Origin of the sequence: Haliea sp. E1-2-M8, assembly GCF_030649675.1 — a bacterium.
Taxonomy (GTDB): domain Bacteria; phylum Pseudomonadota; class Gammaproteobacteria; order Pseudomonadales; family Halieaceae; genus Haliea.
In genome coordinates, this window is sequence record NZ_JAUTDR010000008.1 from 26693 (window position 1) to 46497 (window position 19805).

Genomic DNA, 19805 nt, shown 5'->3' on the forward strand with positions numbered 1-19805 from the left:
AGCAGTATTGCTGGCTCAGGGGTTCACATACATCCAGGTCATTTGCGGTAGCCGCATGAAGATAAATAGTCATCTGATCGATCAATATACGGCTGTGCGTCAAGCCTCGGAACAGTTTTGCGCGCCACTGGCAATTGAAGATTACGGGCTGCAGGCCGCCGCTGAAACCAGCCCGCCAAAATGGCATCTCGCCCATACCAGCTGGTTTTTTGAAACCTTTCTACTGGGCGTCTTCCTGCCTGATTACCAGTCGCCGTGGCCGGACTATGCTTACCTCTTCAATTCCTACTACAACGGCATCGGTGAACAATTTCCTCGCCCACAGCGCGGATTATTGTCCCGGCCCACCCTCGAACAGGTTTATGCCTACCGCCACTGGGTGGACGAGCACATGGTGGCGCTGCTGTCTGATAGCGAACGGACAAACCATGCCGAGGTGCTGCAGCGTACCTGTCTGGGAATCAATCATGAGCAGCAACATCAGGAATTGTTTTTCACAGACCTGAAATACAGTTTTTCCTGCAACCCCATGTATCCGGTTTACCGGGGCTGCGATGATCCCCAATACCGTGCTGAAGAGGCCTGTTGGCCTGCGGGCTGGCATGAATTCAGTGGCGGCGAGTGCGCCATCGGTCACCAGGGTGAGGGGTTTTGTTTCGACAATGAATTGCCGGTCCATCGAGTACTGTTGCAGCCCTTTATGCTGGCCACCCGGCCAGTTACAAATGCTGACTACCTGGCATTTATCAACGCAGGGGGCTACCAGCAACCGGAATGGTGGCTGGCGGATGGCTGGACCGAGGTGCAACAACAGCGCTGGCAGGCTCCCTTGTACTGGCGACAACAGGATGGCGAATGGCTCGAATATACCCTGCATGGCCTGCAACCCTTGCGCCTGCAGTCTCCGGTAGTCCATGTCAGCGCCTATGAAGCGGATGCGTTCGCCCGCTGGGCCGGTTGTCGTCTGCCTTCCGAGGCTGAATGGGAATATGCCGCCAGAACTTGTCCGGTTAGCGGGCAGTTTGTAGAGAGTGAAATCTATCAGCCGGTCGCTGTGAGTGGAAATACCGGTACGCAGGGGATGTTCGGATCAGTATGGGAGTGGACATCCAGCAGCTATTCGCCCTACCCGGGGTTTTCTGCAGCCGTTGGTGCCGTTGGTGAATACAACGGGAAGTTTATGTGCAATCAGTTGGTACTGCGTGGGGGGTCCTGTGTCAGCAGTCAGACGCATCTGCGCAGCAGCTACCGCAATTTCTTTTACCCCCGGGACCGCTGGCAGTTCAGCGGGATCCGGTTGGCCCGAAACGCCGCAAGGATGGCAGGATGAATCACGCAGAACACGCAATCAATGGTCAACCCCAACACTGTGCTTATGGCGAGCTGATTGCTGGTTTACAGTCGGAGCAAAAGACGATTGATCCAAAGTATTTCTACGATGCAGCAGGTTCCTGCCTGTTTGATCAGATTACATCGCTGCCGGAGTACTACCCGACGCGCACGGAAACAGCGATCCTGAAGCACCACGCCGAGGCTATAGCTAGGCATATTGGCACCCAGAGGACCATTATCGAACCCGGGGCGGGCAGTTGCGAAAAGATTCGGCATCTCATTCCTGCCCTGCAACCCAGCTGCTATGTTCCGGTAGACATTTCGCACGACTATCTTTCCGATGCAGTCACAAGCCTCAACCAAACCTATCCAGAGCTGTGCATTGAACCGGTTGCCGGGGATTTTTCCCGGGCGATTTCCCTGCCCGAATCCGTTAGTTATCAATCGGCGCTGATTTTTTATCCGGGTTCAACAATTGGCAATTTTGAACCCGCCGAAGCGGTGAAATTTTTGCAGGGAATGCGCGGCCTGATAGGGCCCGAAGGAATGATTCTCGTAGGGGTTGACCTGCATAAAGCAACGAAGACTCTAGCCGCCGCCTACAATGACCACGCCGGTGTCACGGCTGCGTTTAATCGCAACATACTCCGTCATCTGAATGGTCTGCTCGGGGCTGATTTCGAGCCGGATCTGTTCCAGCATCATGCGTTCTATAATGAAAATGAAAGACGTATCGAAATGCACCTGGTCAGTGCAGTTGAACAGATTGTCACCTGCAGGAATGATCAGCTGCATTTTGCGGCAGGTGAATCAATTCATACCGAGAATTCCTATAAATATACCCTGCGGGACTTTTCCTCTCTGGTCGAAAAGGCAGGCCTCAAGCTTGAGCAAAGCTGGACTGATGACGAGCACCTGTTCAGTGTCAACCTGTTGAGTGTAGTCAACTCCCGCGGCTGACCCCTGCCGCGGCCCTATTGGTACAGCAGAGCCTGATACGCCCGGGCCACGTCGGTCCACTTGAAACGGGCCGCCGCCGCAGCCTCACAGACACGGTCCCAGTTGGCCCCACCGGCTGCGCGCAGCGCCAGCACCTGGTCAAAGCGCTGCAACAGATGCCGCGCCTGATCCGCTTCGTCAACGCCGCTGAAGGCAAAACCATTCACCCCGTCGCGGACTGTATCCGCGAGCCCCCCCACAGCGTGCACCAGGCAGGGCTGGCCGGCGCGCATCGCCAGCATCTGGCTAATGCCGCAGGGTTCAAAGGAACTGGGCATGAGAAACAGGTCGCCGCCTGCATACAGTTTCTCCGACAGTGGTTCCGAGAAGCCGCGCAAGAACACGAAATTATCGGTGCGCGCGCTGACTGCGGCAAAAAAGGCCTCCAGTTCCGGGGCACCGCTGCCGAGCATCAGGAACAGGCCGCGGTGCCCGAGCCGGTCCAGCAGATGCTCCAGTACGCTGCGGCCATCAGGGCAGGGCAACCGCAACAGGCGGACCTTCTGGTCCGTCAGGCGCCCGACCGAGGTCACCAGTGTCGACGGACGCTTGCGCCGCCGCCAGCGGTCGACCTTGAGCACAGCCTGGGCCACGCAGTCGGCTGCGGCGCCCTGCTGCCAGCGCTTCAGTTCGGCACGGGTCGCCGCCAACAGCGCGTCGAACCCGACCGGCGCCGACCCTGGCTGCGGATACTCACAACCGTTGAGGATTCCTTCCAGCCGCCCTTCGCGCTGGGCCTGCTGCAGATCCTCCGCCAGCCCCTCCCCGGCGTCGCCCTGGATTTCGCGGGCGTAGGTTGGCGACACCGCGTGCACCTTGTGGCAGAGGCGTATCCCCGCGCGCATGGGATTGAAGCAGTCCGGATAGCGCGGATCGCCGACAAAGGCATAGTCGTAACGCATGCGGGGGAACCAGGCCTCCAGCGCCGAGTCATCGTCGCGCAGGGGACGGATACCCTGCAGCGCCAGATTGTGGATTGTGTAGACAAAGTTGAGCTCATCCAGGGCTGCAAACTCCGGTTCAAACCGCGCCAGCACGGGCACCAGAGCGGTGTGCCAGTCGTGCAGGTGAACCCGGTCAGGCCACGGCAGTACCCCGTCCCGCAGGGCCGTCGCAACCGCCGCGCAGAACAGGGCAAACTTGGAGGCATCGGTGGCAAAGGGACGCCCGGGGCCATCATCACAGTAGATCTGCCCGGGACCGCAGGGCGCCAGCAGCGGGTGCTCCAGCACCTGGCAGCGCACCCCCGGGTGCGCGGGGTCAGCTGGTAGCGACCAGAGTTCGACGCGCTCACTGCCATTGCGAAAAGCGACTTCCAGCACAGTCTCCAGTGTGGCACCGGGCAGATGCGAAAAGTGCTGGTAGCCGGGCACCAGCACCGAGACGTCGTGGCCCAGCGCGGCCAGGGCACGGGGTATATCCCGTATCACATCGCCCATACCGCCAACCTTGCCCCCTGGCAGGGCGCCGTTTTCGGCGGCCAGCAGTAACAGCTTGAGCGGACTGTTTTGCTTTCCCGCCACGCTCAGGTGATAACGTCGGGCTGGCTGCGGCCCAGCAGGCGGGTGATCCCGGCCAACTCATCCGCAGCTGCAAAAAGCGTTGCCAGCGCTCTTTGCGGCGCCAGTTCCAACAGCGCCGGGTCGCGCTGGTAGCTGTCATAGTAGACACGCAAGGTGGCGCCGGCGGTACCGGTACCCGAGAGCCGAAAGACAATGCGCGCGCCGTCCTCAAACAGGATGCGCAGGCCCTGGCCGGCGCTGACGGTTCCGTCCACGGGGTCGGTGTAGGAGAAGTCATCCGCGGCAGCGACCGTGTGGCCCGCCAGGCAGGTGCCCGCAAGGCCGGGCAGCCGTGCGCGCAGCGCGTCCATCAATGCTGTGGCCCGATCCTCGGCCACCGCCTCGTAGTCATGGCGGCTGAAATAGTCACGTCCGTAGCGGTGCCAGTGTTCCCGCAGAATGGTGCGGGCGGGCTTGCTCAGCCCCGCGATCAGGTTCAACCAGAACAGCACCGCCCAGAGGCCGTCCTTCTCGCGAATATGGCTGGAGCCGGTGCCAAAACTTTCCTCACCACACAGCGTAATCCTGCCAGCATCCATCAGGTTGCCAAAAAATTTCCAGCCGGTGGGGGTCTCGAACAAGGGGATGCCCAGCTCGGCCGCAACCCGGTCCGCGGCGCGACTGGTCGGCATCGAGCGGGCGATGCCCGCCAGCCCCGCCGCGTAGGCCGGAATCACGCTGGCGTTGGCTGCCAGAATTGCCAGGGAGTCACAGGGATTGATGAACACGCCGCTGCCCAGCACCATGTTGCGGTCGCCATCGCCATCGGAGGCGGCGCCAAAGGCCAGCGGCTCATCGCCGTTCATGCGCGCCACCAGTTCCCCGGCATGGGCCAGGTTGGGGTCCGGATGGCCGCCGCCGAAGTCCTCCAGCGGCACCGCGTTGATTACGGTACCGGCGGCGGCGCCGAGGCGCCGCTCGAGGATTTCCAGCGCATAGGGGCCGGTGATCGCGTGCATGGCATCAAAGCACATGTGAAACCGCCGGTGGCCCAGCAGGGAGGCGATTTTGGGAAAGTCGAACAGCGATGCCATCAAATCCGCGTAGTCCGCCACCGGGTCGATGATCTCGATTGCGGTACTGCCCAGAGTGACTGCTCCGGGCTGGTCCAGATCGATATCCGCCGTATCCAGGGTCAGGTAGTGGTCGATGCGGGCAGTGGCAGCGAAAATGGCCGCCGTTACCGACTCCGGCGCCGGCCCACCGTTGGCACCATTGAACTTGATCCCGAAGTCGCCCTCCGGCCCGCCGGGATTGTGACTGGCCGACAGCACGATGCCGCCATCGAGGCCGTATTTGCGAATGATGCAGGAGGCAGCGGGCGTCGACAGCAAAGCCCCCTGCCCCACCAGCACCCGGCTGCAACCATTGGCCGCCGCCATCCGCAGGATGACCTGCGCGGCGTGGCGGTTGTAATAGCGCCCGTCACCACCCACTACCAGCGATTTGCCGCTGCAATCGCCCAGGGCGTTAAAAATCGACTGGACGAAATTCTCCAGATAGTGGGGGCGGCTGAATTCCGCCACGGTCTTGCGCAGGCCGGAGGTGCCCGGCTTCTGCCCCGCGAGGGGCTGGGTATCAATCCTGATTACTGACATTCACCATCCTTGCAAAAAAACGATCAGGCGTAGCCCTCTGGCTGGCCCAGCATACCGCGGGTGACCAGTACCACGCCGCTGTCGGTTACCCGCAACCCGTTGGCACGATCCTGGGCGGCATCATGCCCAATAACCATGCCCTTGGGAATCACGCAGCCGCGATCGACAATGGCGTTGCGCATCCTGACACGGCGCCCCACCTCGGCCTGCGGCAGGAGGACCGACTTGTCGATTGTTGAGTAGGAGTTGATGCGGACGTTGGAAAACAGCACAGAATTGCTGACCAGGCTGCCGGAAACGATGCAGCCGCCGGAAACCATGGAGTCAACCGCGGTGCCACGGCGATCGTCCCGGTTGAACACAAACTTCGCCGGGGGCAGTTGTTCCTGGTAGGTCCACAGGGGCCAGTCCTTTTCGTACAGGTTCAAACTGGGCGACGTGCCGATCAACTCCATGTTGGCCAGCCAGAAGGAGTCCAGGGTGCCGACATCGCGCCAGTAGGCTTTGCCGCCAGTCTCGGGGTCGCGAAAGGGATAGGCGTGCAAATGGAAGTTCTGTATCAGCGCAGGGATGATGTCGTTGCCGAAATCGTGCGAGGACTGCAGGTTGGCGGCATCCTTGATCAGGCGGTCGAAAAGGAAATCGGTGTTGAAGATATAGTTGCCCATGGAGGCCAGGGTGAGGCCCGGTTTGCCGGGGATCTCCGCCGGGTGGGCCGGCTTTTCCTGAAAGGCGGTTACCCGGTTGTTCGAGTCCACCTGCATGACACCAAAGGCGCTGGCGGCCTCCGCCACCGGCACCTCCAGGCAGCAGACCGTCATCTCCGCGCCGGACTCGACATGGGCGACCAGCATCGGCCCGTAGTCCATTTTGTAGACATGGTCGCCGGAGAGGATCATCACATACTTGGGCATTTCCGCGCGGATGATATCCAGGTTCTGGTAGATGGCATCCGCCGTGCCCTGGTACCAGTCCTCCGAATAGCGCTGGGAGGCGGGCAGGATTTCCACATACTCCCCCAGCTCCTTCTTGAAATGGGACCAGCCCCGCACCAGGTGCCGCACCAGGGAGTGGGCTTTGTACTGGGTCAGTACGCCGATGCGGCGGATACCGGAATTGACACAATTGGACAGGGGAAAGTCGATAATGCGGTATTTGCCGCCAAAATACAGTGCCGGCTTGGCGCGCCAGTTGGTCAGCTCATACAAGCGTGAGCCGCGCCCCCCTGCGAGTACCAATGCCATGGTATCCCGGGTAAGCCGGCTGACATAGCGCGGGTTCTGGTCTTCTTCCATGGGCCCTCTCCTGTGCAAAAAAACTTCGGCAGGCGGCGCCTGCTCACCAAACGGGCCGATCCGCAAACCATATCTCATCGGCATATTCGCGGATAGTGCGATCACTGGAAAAGCGGCCGCTGCTGGCAGTATTGAGAATACTTTTGCGCGCCCACAGTGCAGTGTCGCGGTAGCAGGCATCAACCCGCTGCTGGGTATCCACATAGCTGCGAAAGTCCGCCGCGGTCATCCAGGGGTCGCTGCCGCTGCGGATCGCCGCCACGATCGGATCGAAGATACCGAACTCCAGCAGATTGAAGTGGCCGCTGTCGAGCAGCTGCATGACCCTGGCCAGATCCTGATCGGCGGCGATCAGGGCGTCCGGATCGTAGTCCTGACGCCGCGCCTCCACCTCCTCCGCGGTCAGGCCAAACAGGAAGAAGTTGTCTTCTCCCACTGCTTCGCGGATTTCGATGTTGGCGCCGTCCAGGGTACCAATGGTGATCGCGCCGTTCATCATGAACTTCATGTTGCCGGTGCCCGAGGCTTCCTTGCCCGCGGTGGATATCTGCTCCGACAGGTCGGTGCCCGCGCAGATGACTTCCATCGCCGTCACCCGATAGTCGGGCAGGAACGCCACCCGCAGCCAGTCATGTAGACGCGGGTCGCGGTTCACCACCGTGGCCACATTGTTGATCAGCTTGATAATCAGCTTGGCCATGGCATAGCCGGGTGCGGCCTTGCCGCCAAACAATACGCAGCGCGGCTGGATATCGGCGGTATTACCACTGAGCACGCGCGCGTAGAGATGGATCACATGCAGGATATTGAGCAGCTGGCGCTTGTACTCATGGATGCGCTTGACCTGCACATCGAACAGCATATCGGGCGCAAAGGACACATTGCAGCGCTCCTGCACCAGGCGCGCCAGGTCCAGCTTGTTGTCGCGCCTGATGGCCATGTAGCGCTCGGCAAAATTGCTGTCCCCAGCCAGCGGCGCCAACGCTTGCAACTGGTCCAGATCGGTCACCCAGCCGGACCCAAGGGTCTCGTTGAGCAGTTCCGCGAGGCCCGGGTTGCACTGCGCGAGCCAGCGCCTGGGGGTAACACCGTTGGTCTTGTTATTGAACTTATGCGGCATCAGTTGGTGGAAATCGCGGAACAGGCCCTCTGTCAGCAAGCGGGTATGCAAAGCCGCGACGCCGTTGACCGAATGGCTGCCGACGATGCCGAGGAAGGCCATGCGCAGCATCGGCTCCGGCCCCTCTTCCACCAGCGACATCCGCGCCTGGCGTTCCGTATCACCGGGCCAGTGGTCAGCGACCCGCGACAGGAAGCGGGCGTTGATCTCGTAGATGATTTCCAGCAAGCGTGGAAACAGCTCCCCGAACAGCTTTACCGACCACTTCTCCAGTGCCTCCGGTAGCAGGGTGTGGTTGGTATAGGCCATGGTGGCATTGGTAATGACCCAGGCCTCGTTCCAGCCCAGGCAGTGCTCGTCCAGCAACAGCCGCATCAGCTCGGCAATGGCGATTGTGGGGTGGGTATCATTGAGCTGAAAGCCATTGCCCCGGGCGAAGCCGCTGAAATCCTCACCGTGGACGGTCACCCAGCGCGCCAGCACATCCTGCAGGCTGGCAGATGCCAGAAAATACTGCTGCCGCAGGCGCAGAACCTTGCCCTGCTCACTGGCGTCGTTCGGATACAGCACCATGGTGATCTGCTCCGCCTCGTTCTTGGCGGCGACTGCATCGGTGTAGCTGCCGGCATTGAATTCGTTGAAATCGAACTCGTCCGTGGCTTCGGCCTTCCACAGGCGCAGGGTATTCACCGTGCCGTTGCGGTAACCGGGAACGGGTATGTCGTAGGGTACCGCCAACACATCCCGGGTATCTACCCAGCGCACCCGCTGGGCACCATCCGAGTCATGGTAGTGCTCGCTGCGGCCGAAAAACCGGATGCGCCGGGTTGCCTCCGGGCACTCGATTTCCCAGGGATTGCCGTGGCGCAGCCAGCGATCGGGGTACTCCACCTGGTAGCCGTTTTCAATGCGCTGGTGAAACATCCCGTACTGGTAGCGTATGCCGTAGCCGGTGACCGGCAGCTCCAGGGTGGCGCAGCTGTCCAGAAAACAGGCCGCCAGGCGACCGAGGCCGCCATTGCCGAGACCGGCATCAAGCTCCTCGTCTTCCAGCTGCTCCAGATCGCGGGCCCAGGACTGCAACGCCGCCCGCACCGGCTCCTCCAGATCGAGGTTGAGCAGCGCGTTGCCCAGGGTCCTGCCCATGAGGAATTCCAGCGACAGGTAGTTGATGGTCTTGCAGCCCTGCTCGCGGCAATGTTCACGGGTGTCCTGCCAGCGGGCTACCAGCCGGTCGCGCAAGGTCAGCGCCAGGGCCTGGTAGAGGTGGAAGTCCGTATCACCCCCGGTATCCTCTCGCCCCAGAGTCAGACTGTAGTGGCGCTGCAGGTCTTCTTCCAGGGTGGTGGCCTTGAGGGCGCGAGCCAGCGTCTGGTTCATGGGCAGTGTCGCTCCTTGAGCTTCATGGTGACGGTGAGACCAGCCCGGGGGCTGCGTCGATGGTGCAATTGGTGAGGATCTGCAGCGAACAGGGCGCCAGCATCACCGTGACGGGCGCCAGCAGGCAGGGCGCCTCGGCCCCGCTCACGGCCTCGGGGTCGGCGGTATCCACTACCAGCCGCCAGCCCGGAGTGGCAATCGCCGGCAGGGTGAAACTGTGCTCCTCGCGGGCGGCATTGAAGATCACCAGCAGGCAGCGGGATTCACCGGTGTCGTCATCGGGCTTTTCCGTCAGCAGGTAGCCCAGCAACTGGTTGCGATGCTCGTGCCAGTGCTCATCCCGCATCAGCCGGCCCTCCCCGTTCAGCCACTGGATACCATCATCGTAGGGGTCATTGGGACGGTGCCGATATTCAAAAGCCTGCAGCACGGGAAACTGCTGGCGCAGATCCAGCAGCTTGCGGGTAAAGGCCACCAGCTCGGCCGCGGAGCGGTCGCTATCGTCCCAGTTCATCCAGTTGAGTTCGCTGTCCTGGCAATAGGCGTTGTTGTTGCCCTGCTGACTGCGGCCGCGCTCATCCCCCGCCAGCAGCATCGGCACCCCCTGGGATACCGCCAGCGTGGCGAGGAAATTGCGCTGCAGGCGCCGCCGCAGCGCCTCCACCGCGGGGTCGTGGCTGGGCCCTTCAATGCCCTGGTTGTTGCTGTAGTTTTCCCGGTGGCCGTCGTTGTTGTCCTCGCCGTTGGCCTCGTTGTGGCGGCGGTTGTAGCTGACCAGATCGCGCAGGGAAAAGCCGTCGTGGCTGGTAATAAAGTTGATGCTGGCCCGCGGCCGGCGGCCGGCGTGCTCAAAGATGTCGCCGGAACCGTGCAGGCGCCGGGCCAGTTCCGGCAGCTGGCCGCTGTCACCCCGCCAGTAGCGCCGCACCGTATCCCGGTAGCGGTCGTTCCATTCACTCCAGCCCGCGGGAAAGCGTCCCAGCTGGTAGCCGCCGGGGCCCACATCCCAGGGCTCTGCAATCAGCTTGCAGGAGGACAGCAGCGGGTCCTGGGACACGACCTGGAAAAAGGTCGCGGCGCTGTCAAAACCGTGCTCGCTGCGCCCCAGCACCGTAGCCAGGTCAAAGCGAAAGCCATCGACGCCCATATTGCCAGCCCAATAGCGGAGGCTGTCGGTGACCAGCTGCATCACCCGCGGATGGCGAATGTTGAGCGTGTTGCCGCAGCCGGTGTCGTTGACATAGAAGCGGCGGTCAGCGGGCAGCAGTTGGTAATAGGACAGATTGTCGATCCCGCGAAAACTGAGGGTCGGCCCCAGATGGTTGCCCTCGCAGCTGTGGTTGAACACCACATCCAGAATGACTTCGAGCCCGGCCTGGTGAAACCGGTCCACCATCTGCCGGAATTCATCGGCGTCACCGCCACTCATGTAGGCCGGGTGGGGCGCAAAAAATGACAGCGTGTTGTAGCCCCAGTAGTTGCTCAGCCCCTTTTCGAACAGGTGGTATTCATCGATAAACGCGTGTACCGGCAACAGCTCGACCGAGGTGATGCCCAGCGCTTTCAGGTAGCGAATCACCGCGGGCTGGGACAGTCCGGCGAAGGTGCCGCGCAGGGACTCGGGCACCTCCGGGTGGCGCAGGGTAAAGCCGCGCACATGGGTTTCGTAGAGCACCGCCTTGCGCCAGGGCACCAGCGGGGTAAGGGCATTGTTGCACCAGTCACTGGGCTCGCAGACCACCGCCTTGGGGACCCAGGGCGCGTTGTCGCGGGTATCGAAAGCGAGGTCCTGCGCAGCGTCGTTGCGCGGGTAGGCAAAGTGCGCATCGTGCCAGCTGAAGCGGCCCGCGAGCCGCGGCGCATAGGGGTCCAGCAGCAATTTGTGAGGGTTGAAACGGTGGCCCGCATGGGGTTCAAAGGGGCCGTGCACGCGATAGCCGTAGCAGCTGCCGGGCCGCACCCCGGGAACATAGCCGTGCCAGATATCGTGGGTCCGCTCGGGCAGGGTCAGGCGCGCCACCTCGTGTTCCCCGGCCGGGTCATACAGGCACAGCTCCACCGCTTTGGCGTGGGCGCTGAACAGCGCAAAATTGGTGCCCTCGCCATCATAGGTCGCACCAAAGGGACGCGGCTCGCCCGCCAGGATCTTCATCGTCCGGACTCCGTATCATCCAGTAACAGCATAATGGTTGCCAGCGGCGGCAGGGTCAGGGTCAGGGTCCATGGGTGGCCATCGCAGGCGCCGGCTTGCGCCTCGACCCCGCCCATGTTGCCCTGGCCGCTGCCGCCGTATTCCCGGGCGTCGGTATTGATACACTCTCGATACCAGCCCGAATCCGGCACCCCGATCCGGTAGCGGCGGTGAACCTGTGGCGTCAGGTTCGCCACCACCAGAACCCGCTGGCCGTGAGCGTGCCCCCAGCGCAACCAGGCGTATACCGATACCGACTTGCGATCCGCCTGCAGCCACTGGAAACCGCCGGGCTCACAGTCTTTCTCGTAGAGGGCGGGGAGGCTGCGATAAAGCGCGTTCAAATCTCCCACCAGGCGCTGCATGCCCCGGTGCGGCGCCTGCTCCAGCAGCTCCCAATCCAGGCCGCGGTCGTGATTCCACTCCCGGCGCTGGGCGAACTCACTGCCCATGAACAGCAGCTTCTTGCCCGGGTGGCCCCACATGAAGCCCAGGTAGGCACGGAGGTTGGCAAACTGCTGCCACTGATCCCCGGGCATCTTGTCCAGCAACGCGCCCTTGCCGTGCACCACTTCGTCATGGCTCAGGCACAACACGAAGTTTTCATCCCAGGCATACACCATGCTGAAGGTGAGCTCATCGTGGTGATAGCGGCGGTGGATCGGGTCCCGCGCCATGTAGCGCAGGCTGTCGTTCATCCAGCCCATGTTCCACTTGAAGCCAAAGCCGAGGCCGCCATTGTGCACGGGCCGGGACACGCCGGGCCAGGCAGTGGACTCTTCCGCCACCATCATCACCCCGGGGTGGCGCGCGTGGACCCGCTCGTTCACCAGTTGCAACAGGCGAATCGCCTCCAGATTCTCGCGCCCACCGTATTTGTTGGGCAACCACTCACCGGACTTGCGGCTGTAATCCAGATACAGCATGGAGGCCACCGCGTCGACCCGGAGGCCGTCGAGGTGGTATTCCTCAAGCCAGTAATTGGCATTGCTGAGCAGGAAACTGACCACCTCGCGGCGACCGTAATTGTAGATCAGGGTATTCCAGTCCGGGTGAAAACCCTTGCGCGGATCGTCGTGTTCGTAGAGCGCGGTGCCATCAAAGCGGCCGAGGCCGTGCGGGTCCGTGGGAAAGTGTCCCGGCACCCAGTCCAGCAGCACCCCCACGCCGTGTTGATGACAGCGGTCGACAAAGGAGCGGAATTCGTTGGCCGTGCCAAAGCGGATCGAGGGCGCATAAAGGCCCACCGGCTGGTAGCCCCAGGAGCCGTCAAAGGGAAACTCGCTTATCGGCATCAGCTGAATGTGGCTGAAGCCCAGCTCCAGCACATAGGGAATCAGCTCGTCCGCCAGTTCCAGATAACTGAGGTAGCGGTTGCCTTCCTCTGTGCGCCGCCGCCAGGAGCCCGCGTGGATTTCGTAGATACTGACCGGCCGCTTCTGCTGGGCGCTGCGGGACGCCATCCAGGCCTCGTCGCCCCAGGCGTACTGGCCCTCGCGCAACAGCACCCTGCTCGCAGTTTCCGGCGGATGCTGCATCGAGTGGGCAAAAGGATCGGCTTTCAGCGGCAGCAGGGTGCCGTCTGCCGCCATTATCTGGTACTTGTACAGCGCCTGGTCGGCGACCCCGGGAATGAAGATCTCCCAGACGCCCGAGGCCGGGTGCCTGCGCAGTACGTGTTGCCGTCCATCCCAGCCATTGAAGTCGGCGACAATGGCCACTCGCCGCGCGGACGGGGCCCAGACCGTGAACAGGACGCCGTCGACACTCTCCACGGTGCGCGGGTGAGCGCCCAGACGTCGATAGGCGAATTCCTCGGTGCCCTCGCAAAAGAGGTAGAAATCCTGATCCGTGACCAGCGGCGGAAAACGATAGGGGTCTTCGAGCTCGATGACCCCGGTCTCCGTCTCCACCTGCCAGTGGTAGGCAATGCGCTGGCGCTGGCCCTCCAGGACCAGCTCGAACAAACCCGCGGGATGAATGCGTCGCAGCTGGCCGAGAACCTGCCCGCTGTGGCTGTCCAGCATGGCCACCGCCCGCGCCCAGGGCAACAGGGCTCGCGCCACCAGGCCCACACCTTCTGGATGTGCGTGCAGTCCCAGCACCGCGAAACTGTCGGTGTGCAGCCCGGCAGCCAGGGCATCGATCTGGCGCACATCCAGTACCGGGGGCAGAGGCTTGCCAGCGGCCTTCATGGGCGCCGCTCCACATCCACCGCTGCCAACAACGCCTGCACCCCGGCTGCGGCAAAAATATCCACCGTAGCCTGTGCCTGCTTGCGCTGCCAGTTGGGATACTCGCGCCAGGTGCCGGGAATGTTCACCGGTTCCACCAGCAGCTGCAGGTCTTCCAGCTGCAGCAGCAGCAGGCGCGATGCGCTGCGGGAACAGGCCTGGTGGATCGCACTGCACAAGGCCATATCCAGCTCGGGTCCTACCGCCGCCGGCAGCAGACCATTGCCATCCAGCCACGCTCGCAACTGCCCGCGATCAGCTTCACGCTGCTGCTTTTGCTGTGTCAATGCCGCCTCGTCGGGAATCAGCCCCAGTTCCCTGCGCCGCTGCAGATCGCTGCCCTGCCACCAATCGGCGAGGGTGGGGACATCGTGGTTGGTCACCATCAGCAGCGCCTCCTCGGCAAACTCTGCAGGGGCGCGATAACGGCCGTCGTGGTGCTGCTCAAAATAAAACAGGCGATTCCCGAGCAGGGCACTGCGCTGCATGGCCTGGCGAAACTCTTCGGGCACCACGCCGAGGTCCTCGCCGACCACCACGCAGCGGTGGCGCCAGCTCTCCAGGCGCAGCAGGGCCAGCATCTCATCCCGCGGATAGAACACATACAGGCCGGCATTGTCGTCCTCATCGTGCAGGCACCACCACAGGCGCATGAGCGCCATCACATGGTCCACCCGCAGCGCACCGCAGGCAATCATGTTCTGGTGCAACAGATCGATGAAAAAACGGAACCCGCTCTCCCGCAGCCTCAGCGGATGCGGCACCGGCAAGCCCCAATCCTGGCCGTGGGGGGCAAAGGGATCCGGGGGCGCGCCGATGCTGGCCTCGGTCAGATACAGACCCCGGGCCTGCTCCACTTCGCAACCGCGGCCCACCGCACCGACCGCCAGATCCCGCATCAGGCCGATGCGCATACCGCTGTCCAGCGCGACCTGCTGGCAGTGCTGCAACTGGCAGCTGGCCAGCCATTGCAGCCAGGCGAAGAACTGCGGCTCCGCCCCGTGCGTGCGGGCCCAGGCGTTGTGCCGCGTTTCGTAACGGGCAAAACCCTCCAGCACACTGCCGCCTGCGGCCACAAAACGGCGAAAGGCGCGGCCGCGTTCGGTACCGGCCCGGCGCTGCTGCTGGCGGAAGGCGTTGAACATGGCCTCCAGCGCTTCGTACTTGAGCTGGTTTACCCCTTCGTAGTCGACCAGGGGCGCGGCCTGCAGCCGGGCCCGGCGCTCCTGCCAGGCCGCGGTGGCCAGGGTCGCGGCCACCGCTTCCCACTCGGGCTCGCGCTCCGGGTCGATATACTGCGGATTCAGGAAGCGGCGATCAGAGGGACTATAGGGGCTCGCGATGGCGTCGCTGTCGCTGCAGGTCGCATGCAGCGGATTCAGGCCGAGAAGATCGGCTCCGGCAGCGGCCGCCAGCGGCAACAGCTCCAGCAGGTCGGTGAAATCACCCACCCCCCAGTTGCGCGCGGAGCGCAGGGTATACAGCTGGCAGCTGATTCCCCACAGGCGCTCCCTGTCAGGTGACTCCGGGGCGTAGAACCGGTCGGGGCAGGCCATCACCCGGGAACTCGCGGACTGGACGCCGTCTGCCACCCGCAGCGTATGGTAGCCGGGCGCCAGCGCCGGCAGGGGCAACTGGCGAGCGCTGTAGCGCGCGCCATCGGCGTGATAATCGCCAACCTCGGGCAGCGAGTCCGGGCGACACTCGCCCGCCAGCACCTCGCCGTCTTCCTGAGTCAACTCCCAGGTAAAGTTCGCAGCCAACTGAGCGGGATGCAGCCGCAGGGCGATCTCGGGCGCCCCCGCGGCGACAATACTGTAGTGAGGCACCCAGTGGCGCCAGAGGTCGGCGTCCAGCCGCTCCACGGCCGCCGCCAGCGCCGCCGGGTCCGCGGTTTCCATGCCCATCAGGCGCAATACCCGCTGTCGCAGTGCCAGGGGCACCTCCCGGCGCTGACCACCGTAGTCCAGGTAATCGCCAGAGATTCCGCAGAGGTAGAGCAGCTTGTCCAGTTCGGTCATGAACGGATCCGGTGGTGGCATCGGGTGCAGGTGCAACAGTGCGCTCGGCGCACGGCCTTCATCATACGTTAGATTGGTGCCGTGATGACAACTGCAGCTGACCCGCGAAGCGCTAGGGGGTAACCAATAACTGGCGTTCAACCACCGCCAGCAAGCGCTCCCCGATCTCCCCCATATCCAGCACGATGCCGGATAATTGCTCGGCCATGGAGGTGACCCGCAGCCCTTCGTGGCCGCAGGGATTGATGCGCTGAAATGGCTCCAGATCCAGGCTCACGTTGAGGGCGAGGCCGTGATAGCTGCAACCGCGGCGCACCCTGAGACCTAGCGAGGCGATCTTGGCGCCGTCGACGTAGACGCCCGGGGCGTCCGCCCGGGGCGCTGCGACAATGTCGTAAGCCGCCAGCAATTCGACCAGGCTCTCTTCAATCAGGGTTACCAGCTGGCGTACCCCGAGGTTGCGCCGGCGCAGGTCCACGAGCAGATACAGCACCCACTGGCCGGGGCCGTGGTAGGTTACCTGCCCGCCGCGGTCGACCTGGATCACGGGGATATCGCCAGGGGCCAAAACGTGCTCGGCCTTGCCGGCCTGGCCCTGGGTAAACACCCGTGGATGTTGCAGCAACCAGAGCTCATCCGGCGTAGTGCCGGTGCGGCTGTCGGTAAACTGCTTCATGGCCTCGAAGGTAGCGAGATAGTCGGCCGCACCGGGAAGCCGGCGGCAAAGCGGCGGCATGGGCTCAGATCACCATGTTGACCACGCCGGTCGCCATCAGGTCCTCGTGCAGGGCCTTGAGCTGCTCCGGCCCGGTCGCGGTGATGGTGATGGTCATGGAGGTAAACGTGCCCTTGCTGCTGCCCTTGATGGCGATCGTTTCCTGATCAAAGCCCGGAGCATGGCGCTCGAAAACCTCGATAATGAGGCTTTCGTAGCCGTCGCAACTGCGACCCAGCACCTTGATCGGGTAGTCACAGGGAAATTCGATTTTCGGCGGCTCTTCAGTGCTCACAGGGCCACCTCAGACGCTGAACAGTTTGCTGATCCACATCATGATGCTGTCCCAGATGCGGGCAAAGAAACCAGCCTGGTCCACCGGCTCCAGCGCCACCAGCGGAGTTTCAAACACTGTTTCACCCTTTAGGGTCAGGTGCACGGTGCCGAGCGCGTCCCCGCGGCTGATCGGCGCAACGACTGTCGGCTGCAGCTCAATATCGGTCTGCAACTGCTCGCGCTGACCCCGCGGCAATGTCGCTTTCGCGGCCTCCAGCACGCCGACAGCAATGCTGTCCTGTACGCCCTTCCACAGGCGCGGCTCGGCCAGTACCTGCTCCGGCTCGAACAGGTTTGCAGTCTCGTAGAAGCGGAAGCCGTAGTTCAACAGGCCGCGGCTTTCATTCTTGCGCGCGGTAGCACTGCGGGTGCCCAGTACTACCGAGATCAGGCGCATGCCATTGCGCTCGGCCGACGCAACCAACCCGTAACCTGACTCACTGGTGTAGCCGGTCTTGATGCCGTCTACCGATGGATCCTCGCCCAGCAGTGAATTGCGGTTGTACTGGCGGATGTTGTTGTAGGTGAACTCACGCTCCTTGTACAGCGCGTAGTGCTCGGGGAAATTATTGATCATGGCGGCCCCCAGCGTCGCCAGATCGCGCGCGGTCACTACCTGGCCGTCCGCTGGCAGGCCGTGGGAGTTCGCGAAATGGGAGCTGCTCATGCCCAGCGCCTGGGCGTGGCTGTTCATCATCTCGGCGAAGGCGGCCTCACTGCCGGCCAGGTGCTCGGCCACCGCCACGGTGGCGTCATTGCCCGAGGAAATGATGATGCCGTACTCCAGCTCGCGAATAGTGACTTCCTTGCCCGGCTCAATCCACATCAACGAGGAACCGGCGAACACCGGGTTCTGGGACCAGGCATTGCGGCTGACCGCAACCAGGTCATCCGCATTCACCCGGCCGGACTCTATTTCGCTGGCCAGTACGTAGGCCGTCATCATCTTGACCAGGCTGGCCGGGGGCCGGGGCATGTCGGCGTCGTGCTCTACCAGCACCGCGCCGGTGTCGGCGTCCACCAGCAGATAGGCTTCGGCGGCCACCTGGGGGGGCGCAGGGATTATTCCAGACTGTGCCGCGGTAGATTGCGCGGTGGCGGCGGACAGGACTAACAGGGTGGAGATCAACAAACGCTTCATAACTGCAATGGACTCAATGTGGTGGAACGTGAATCGGATCGGGGCTGCCTCACGGCAGCAACTGTGTGCCGGTGTAACCGCTGGCTTCCAGACGCTGCTGTACCAGCAAAATTTCCTCGTTGCTCTGCATCGGCCCTATCCGCACCCGGTATAGAAGGCCACTGCCGGTGTCGACCGGGCTGACCGCAACGGGAGGGGCCACCAGGGCCTCGAGCTCCGCGCGCAGGCGCTGGGCGGAAGACTCGGAGCCAAAGGCGCCCAGCTGCACAAAGCGATAGCTGCCGAGCGGAGTACCGCGACGATCGTCGATGCCGGCGAGATTGATGACTTCCACTTCCACCGGTGCCGTGCCCACCTCCATGAAGCCCAGCTTGACTGCGGCGCCGTAGGACAGGTCGATCAGGCGATCGCTGTGGAATGGGCCCCGGTCATTGACCCGCACCACGACGCTGCGGCCATTTTCGAGGTTGGTGACACGGGCATAACAGGGGATGGGCAGGGTCTTGTGCGCCGCGGACGCGGCGTAAAGATCGTAGATCTCGCCGTTGGAAGTCTTCTGGCCGTCGAACTTGGTGCCGTACCAGGAGGCGACACCGCGCTCCCGGTAATTGGCCAGGCTCGGCAGGATGTGGTAGGTCTCACCAAGGACCGTATAGGGGCTCAGGTTGCCGAGGGCAAGAATGGGATCCGGGCGAGGCACCGCGTCTGTGACGTCCTGCGGGCGAATATTCCGCAGGGGCGCGCCATCCCTGATCACATCGCGGTCCGCTACCGGCGGCTGCCCGGGCCCGACCGGCGGCCGGGTGGCACAACCCACTGCAACCAGTACCACGCCCACCAGCAGGATCGCACCGCGGACAATCACAGTTCCACCCCCGCTGCCAGGCGCTGGCTCAACTGGTGCACGCTCATGGCGTACATGGCACTGTGGTTGTAGCGGGTGATGACATAGAAATTGTGCAGCCCCAGCCAGTGCTCGTGGCCCTCCTCCAGTTCAAAGCGGATGGCCGTGGCCTTGGCTTCCGGGTCCAGGGGCTGCGCGCTGCGCAAGCCTGCCTCACTCAACTCGGCCACGGTGCGCTGCGGTACCAGGCCAGCGTTGAACCAGTCCTGCGGCACATCGGGGCCGGCCTCGGCGGCGGCGACAATAGTTTCACCACTGCGCCAACCGTGGCGGCGGAGATAGTTGGCCACGCTGCCAATGGCGTCTACCGGATTGTTCCAGATATCGATAACGCCATCGTCGTCAAAATCCACCGCGTAGGCGCGATAGCTGCTGGGCATGAACTGACCGTAGCCCATGGCTCCGGCATAGGACCCCTTTATGGCCAGCGGGTCCAGCTGCTGCTCCCCGGTGAGGAGCAGGTAGTTCTTGAGCTCCTTGCTGAAAAATGCAGCGCGGCGGGGATAGTCAAAGGCCAGGGTCGCCAGCGCGTCGATGACCCGGTAGCTGCCCGCGATGCGCCCGTAGAAGGTTTCCACACCGATAATCGCGAGGATGATTTCCGCCGGCACACCGAATACAGCTTCGGCCCGGGCAAAGGTCTCGCGGTGAGCTGCGAAGAATACCAGCCCTTCCTCCTCGCGCTGCTCGGTGAGGAAAATCCGTCGGTATTCATACCAGGGCTTGACCCGCTCCGCGGGCCGTGAAATGGCCTCCAGGATGGCCTCCTGGCGTTCGGCCTGGGCCAGCACCACCAGCAGGCGCTCCCGGTCCAGCCCTCGCTGCTCGGCCACGAGTTCATCGACCAGGGCCCGGGCTCCCGCGTGCTCACCGTAGCTGGCCGCGGCCGAGGCCGCCACAGACCACAGGCACAGTGCCGCCAGACTCCCCTTGAACGCTGCTGTCATCATGCCCTGACTCTCATGGAAATCACTGAA

14 protein-coding genes are annotated in these 19805 nt (G+C 63.1%); 2 read left to right on the forward strand and 12 right to left on the reverse strand.

Annotated elements, in window-relative coordinates; genetic code table 11:
• Window positions 1-55 precede the first annotated feature (55 nt).
• Together egtB and egtD are read left to right on the forward strand one after the other, a co-directional pair.
• Window positions 56-1330, forward strand: coding sequence for an ergothioneine biosynthesis protein EgtB (gene egtB, locus Q6D67_RS08275; RefSeq protein WP_304705127.1), 1275 nt, complete (start codon window positions 56-58; stop codon window positions 1328-1330).
• Entirely contained in the window at window positions 1327-2292 is a 966-nt protein-coding gene (gene egtD, locus Q6D67_RS08280) for an L-histidine N(alpha)-methyltransferase (RefSeq protein ID WP_304705128.1), read from the forward strand. The genes egtB and egtD overlap by 4 nt, the downstream gene beginning before the upstream one ends.
• 14 nt (window positions 2293-2306) lie before the next feature.
• On the opposite strand, the gene Q6D67_RS08285 is transcribed toward egtD, so the two are convergent.
• From Q6D67_RS08285 to mltB, 12 genes are all read right to left on the reverse strand, one after another.
• On the reverse strand, window positions 2307-3854 hold the full coding sequence (locus tag Q6D67_RS08285; protein ID WP_304705129.1) for a glycogen synthase: 1548 nt from the start codon (window positions 3852-3854) through the stop codon (window positions 2307-2309).
• A 2-nt stretch (window positions 3855-3856) separates the two neighbouring features.
• On the reverse strand, window positions 3857-5491 hold the full coding sequence (locus Q6D67_RS08290) for an alpha-D-glucose phosphate-specific phosphoglucomutase (RefSeq protein ID WP_304705130.1): 1635 nt from the start codon (window positions 5489-5491) through the stop codon (window positions 3857-3859).
• Between the two features lie 23 nt (window positions 5492-5514).
• Window positions 5515-6786: a glucose-1-phosphate adenylyltransferase gene (gene glgC, locus Q6D67_RS08295; RefSeq protein WP_304705131.1), complete on the reverse strand. Its 1272-nt coding sequence runs from the start codon at window positions 6784-6786 to the stop codon at window positions 5515-5517.
• A 43-nt stretch (window positions 6787-6829) separates the two neighbouring features.
• Window positions 6830-9286 (reverse strand): glycogen/starch/alpha-glucan phosphorylase, encoded by a 2457-nt coding sequence (locus tag Q6D67_RS08300; protein WP_304705132.1) that lies wholly within the window; start codon window positions 9284-9286, stop codon window positions 6830-6832.
• Between the two features lie 22 nt (window positions 9287-9308).
• Window positions 9309-11438, reverse strand: coding sequence for a glycogen debranching protein GlgX (gene glgX / locus Q6D67_RS08305; RefSeq protein ID WP_304705133.1), 2130 nt, complete (start codon window positions 11436-11438; stop codon window positions 9309-9311).
• Window positions 11435-13672 (reverse strand): 1,4-alpha-glucan branching protein GlgB, encoded by a 2238-nt coding sequence (glgB, locus tag Q6D67_RS08310; RefSeq protein WP_304705134.1) that lies wholly within the window; start codon window positions 13670-13672, stop codon window positions 11435-11437. The genes glgX and glgB overlap by 4 nt, the downstream gene beginning before the upstream one ends.
• Window positions 13669-15732: a 4-alpha-glucanotransferase gene (malQ, locus tag Q6D67_RS08315; RefSeq protein WP_304705135.1), complete on the reverse strand. Its 2064-nt coding sequence runs from the start codon at window positions 15730-15732 to the stop codon at window positions 13669-13671. Before malQ ends, glgB begins: the two co-directional genes overlap by 4 nt.
• A gap of 112 nt (window positions 15733-15844) precedes the next feature.
• Complete coding sequence (gene lipB / locus Q6D67_RS08320) at window positions 15845-16468, reverse strand: lipoyl(octanoyl) transferase LipB (protein WP_304705136.1); 624 nt, start codon at window positions 16466-16468, stop codon at window positions 15845-15847.
• A gap of 4 nt (window positions 16469-16472) precedes the next feature.
• Window positions 16473-16742 (reverse strand): YbeD family protein, encoded by a 270-nt coding sequence (locus Q6D67_RS08325; protein ID WP_304705137.1) that lies wholly within the window; start codon window positions 16740-16742, stop codon window positions 16473-16475.
• Window positions 16743-16751: 9 nt separating this feature from the next.
• Window positions 16752-17924 carry a D-alanyl-D-alanine carboxypeptidase family protein gene (locus Q6D67_RS08330; RefSeq protein ID WP_304705138.1) on the reverse strand — a complete coding sequence of 391 codons (1173 nt, stop codon included), beginning with the start codon at window positions 17922-17924 and terminating at the stop codon, window positions 16752-16754.
• Window positions 17925-17973: 49 nt separating this feature from the next.
• Window positions 17974-18789 (reverse strand): septal ring lytic transglycosylase RlpA family protein, encoded by an 816-nt coding sequence (locus Q6D67_RS08335; RefSeq protein WP_304705139.1) that lies wholly within the window; start codon window positions 18787-18789, stop codon window positions 17974-17976.
• The gene (mltB, locus tag Q6D67_RS08340; protein ID WP_304705140.1) at window positions 18786-19778 is read right to left on the reverse strand and encodes a lytic murein transglycosylase B; all 993 of its coding nucleotides are present in this window, start codon (window positions 19776-19778) and stop codon (window positions 18786-18788) included. The genes Q6D67_RS08335 and mltB overlap by 4 nt, the downstream gene beginning before the upstream one ends.
• Window positions 19779-19805: the final 27 nt, after the last annotated feature.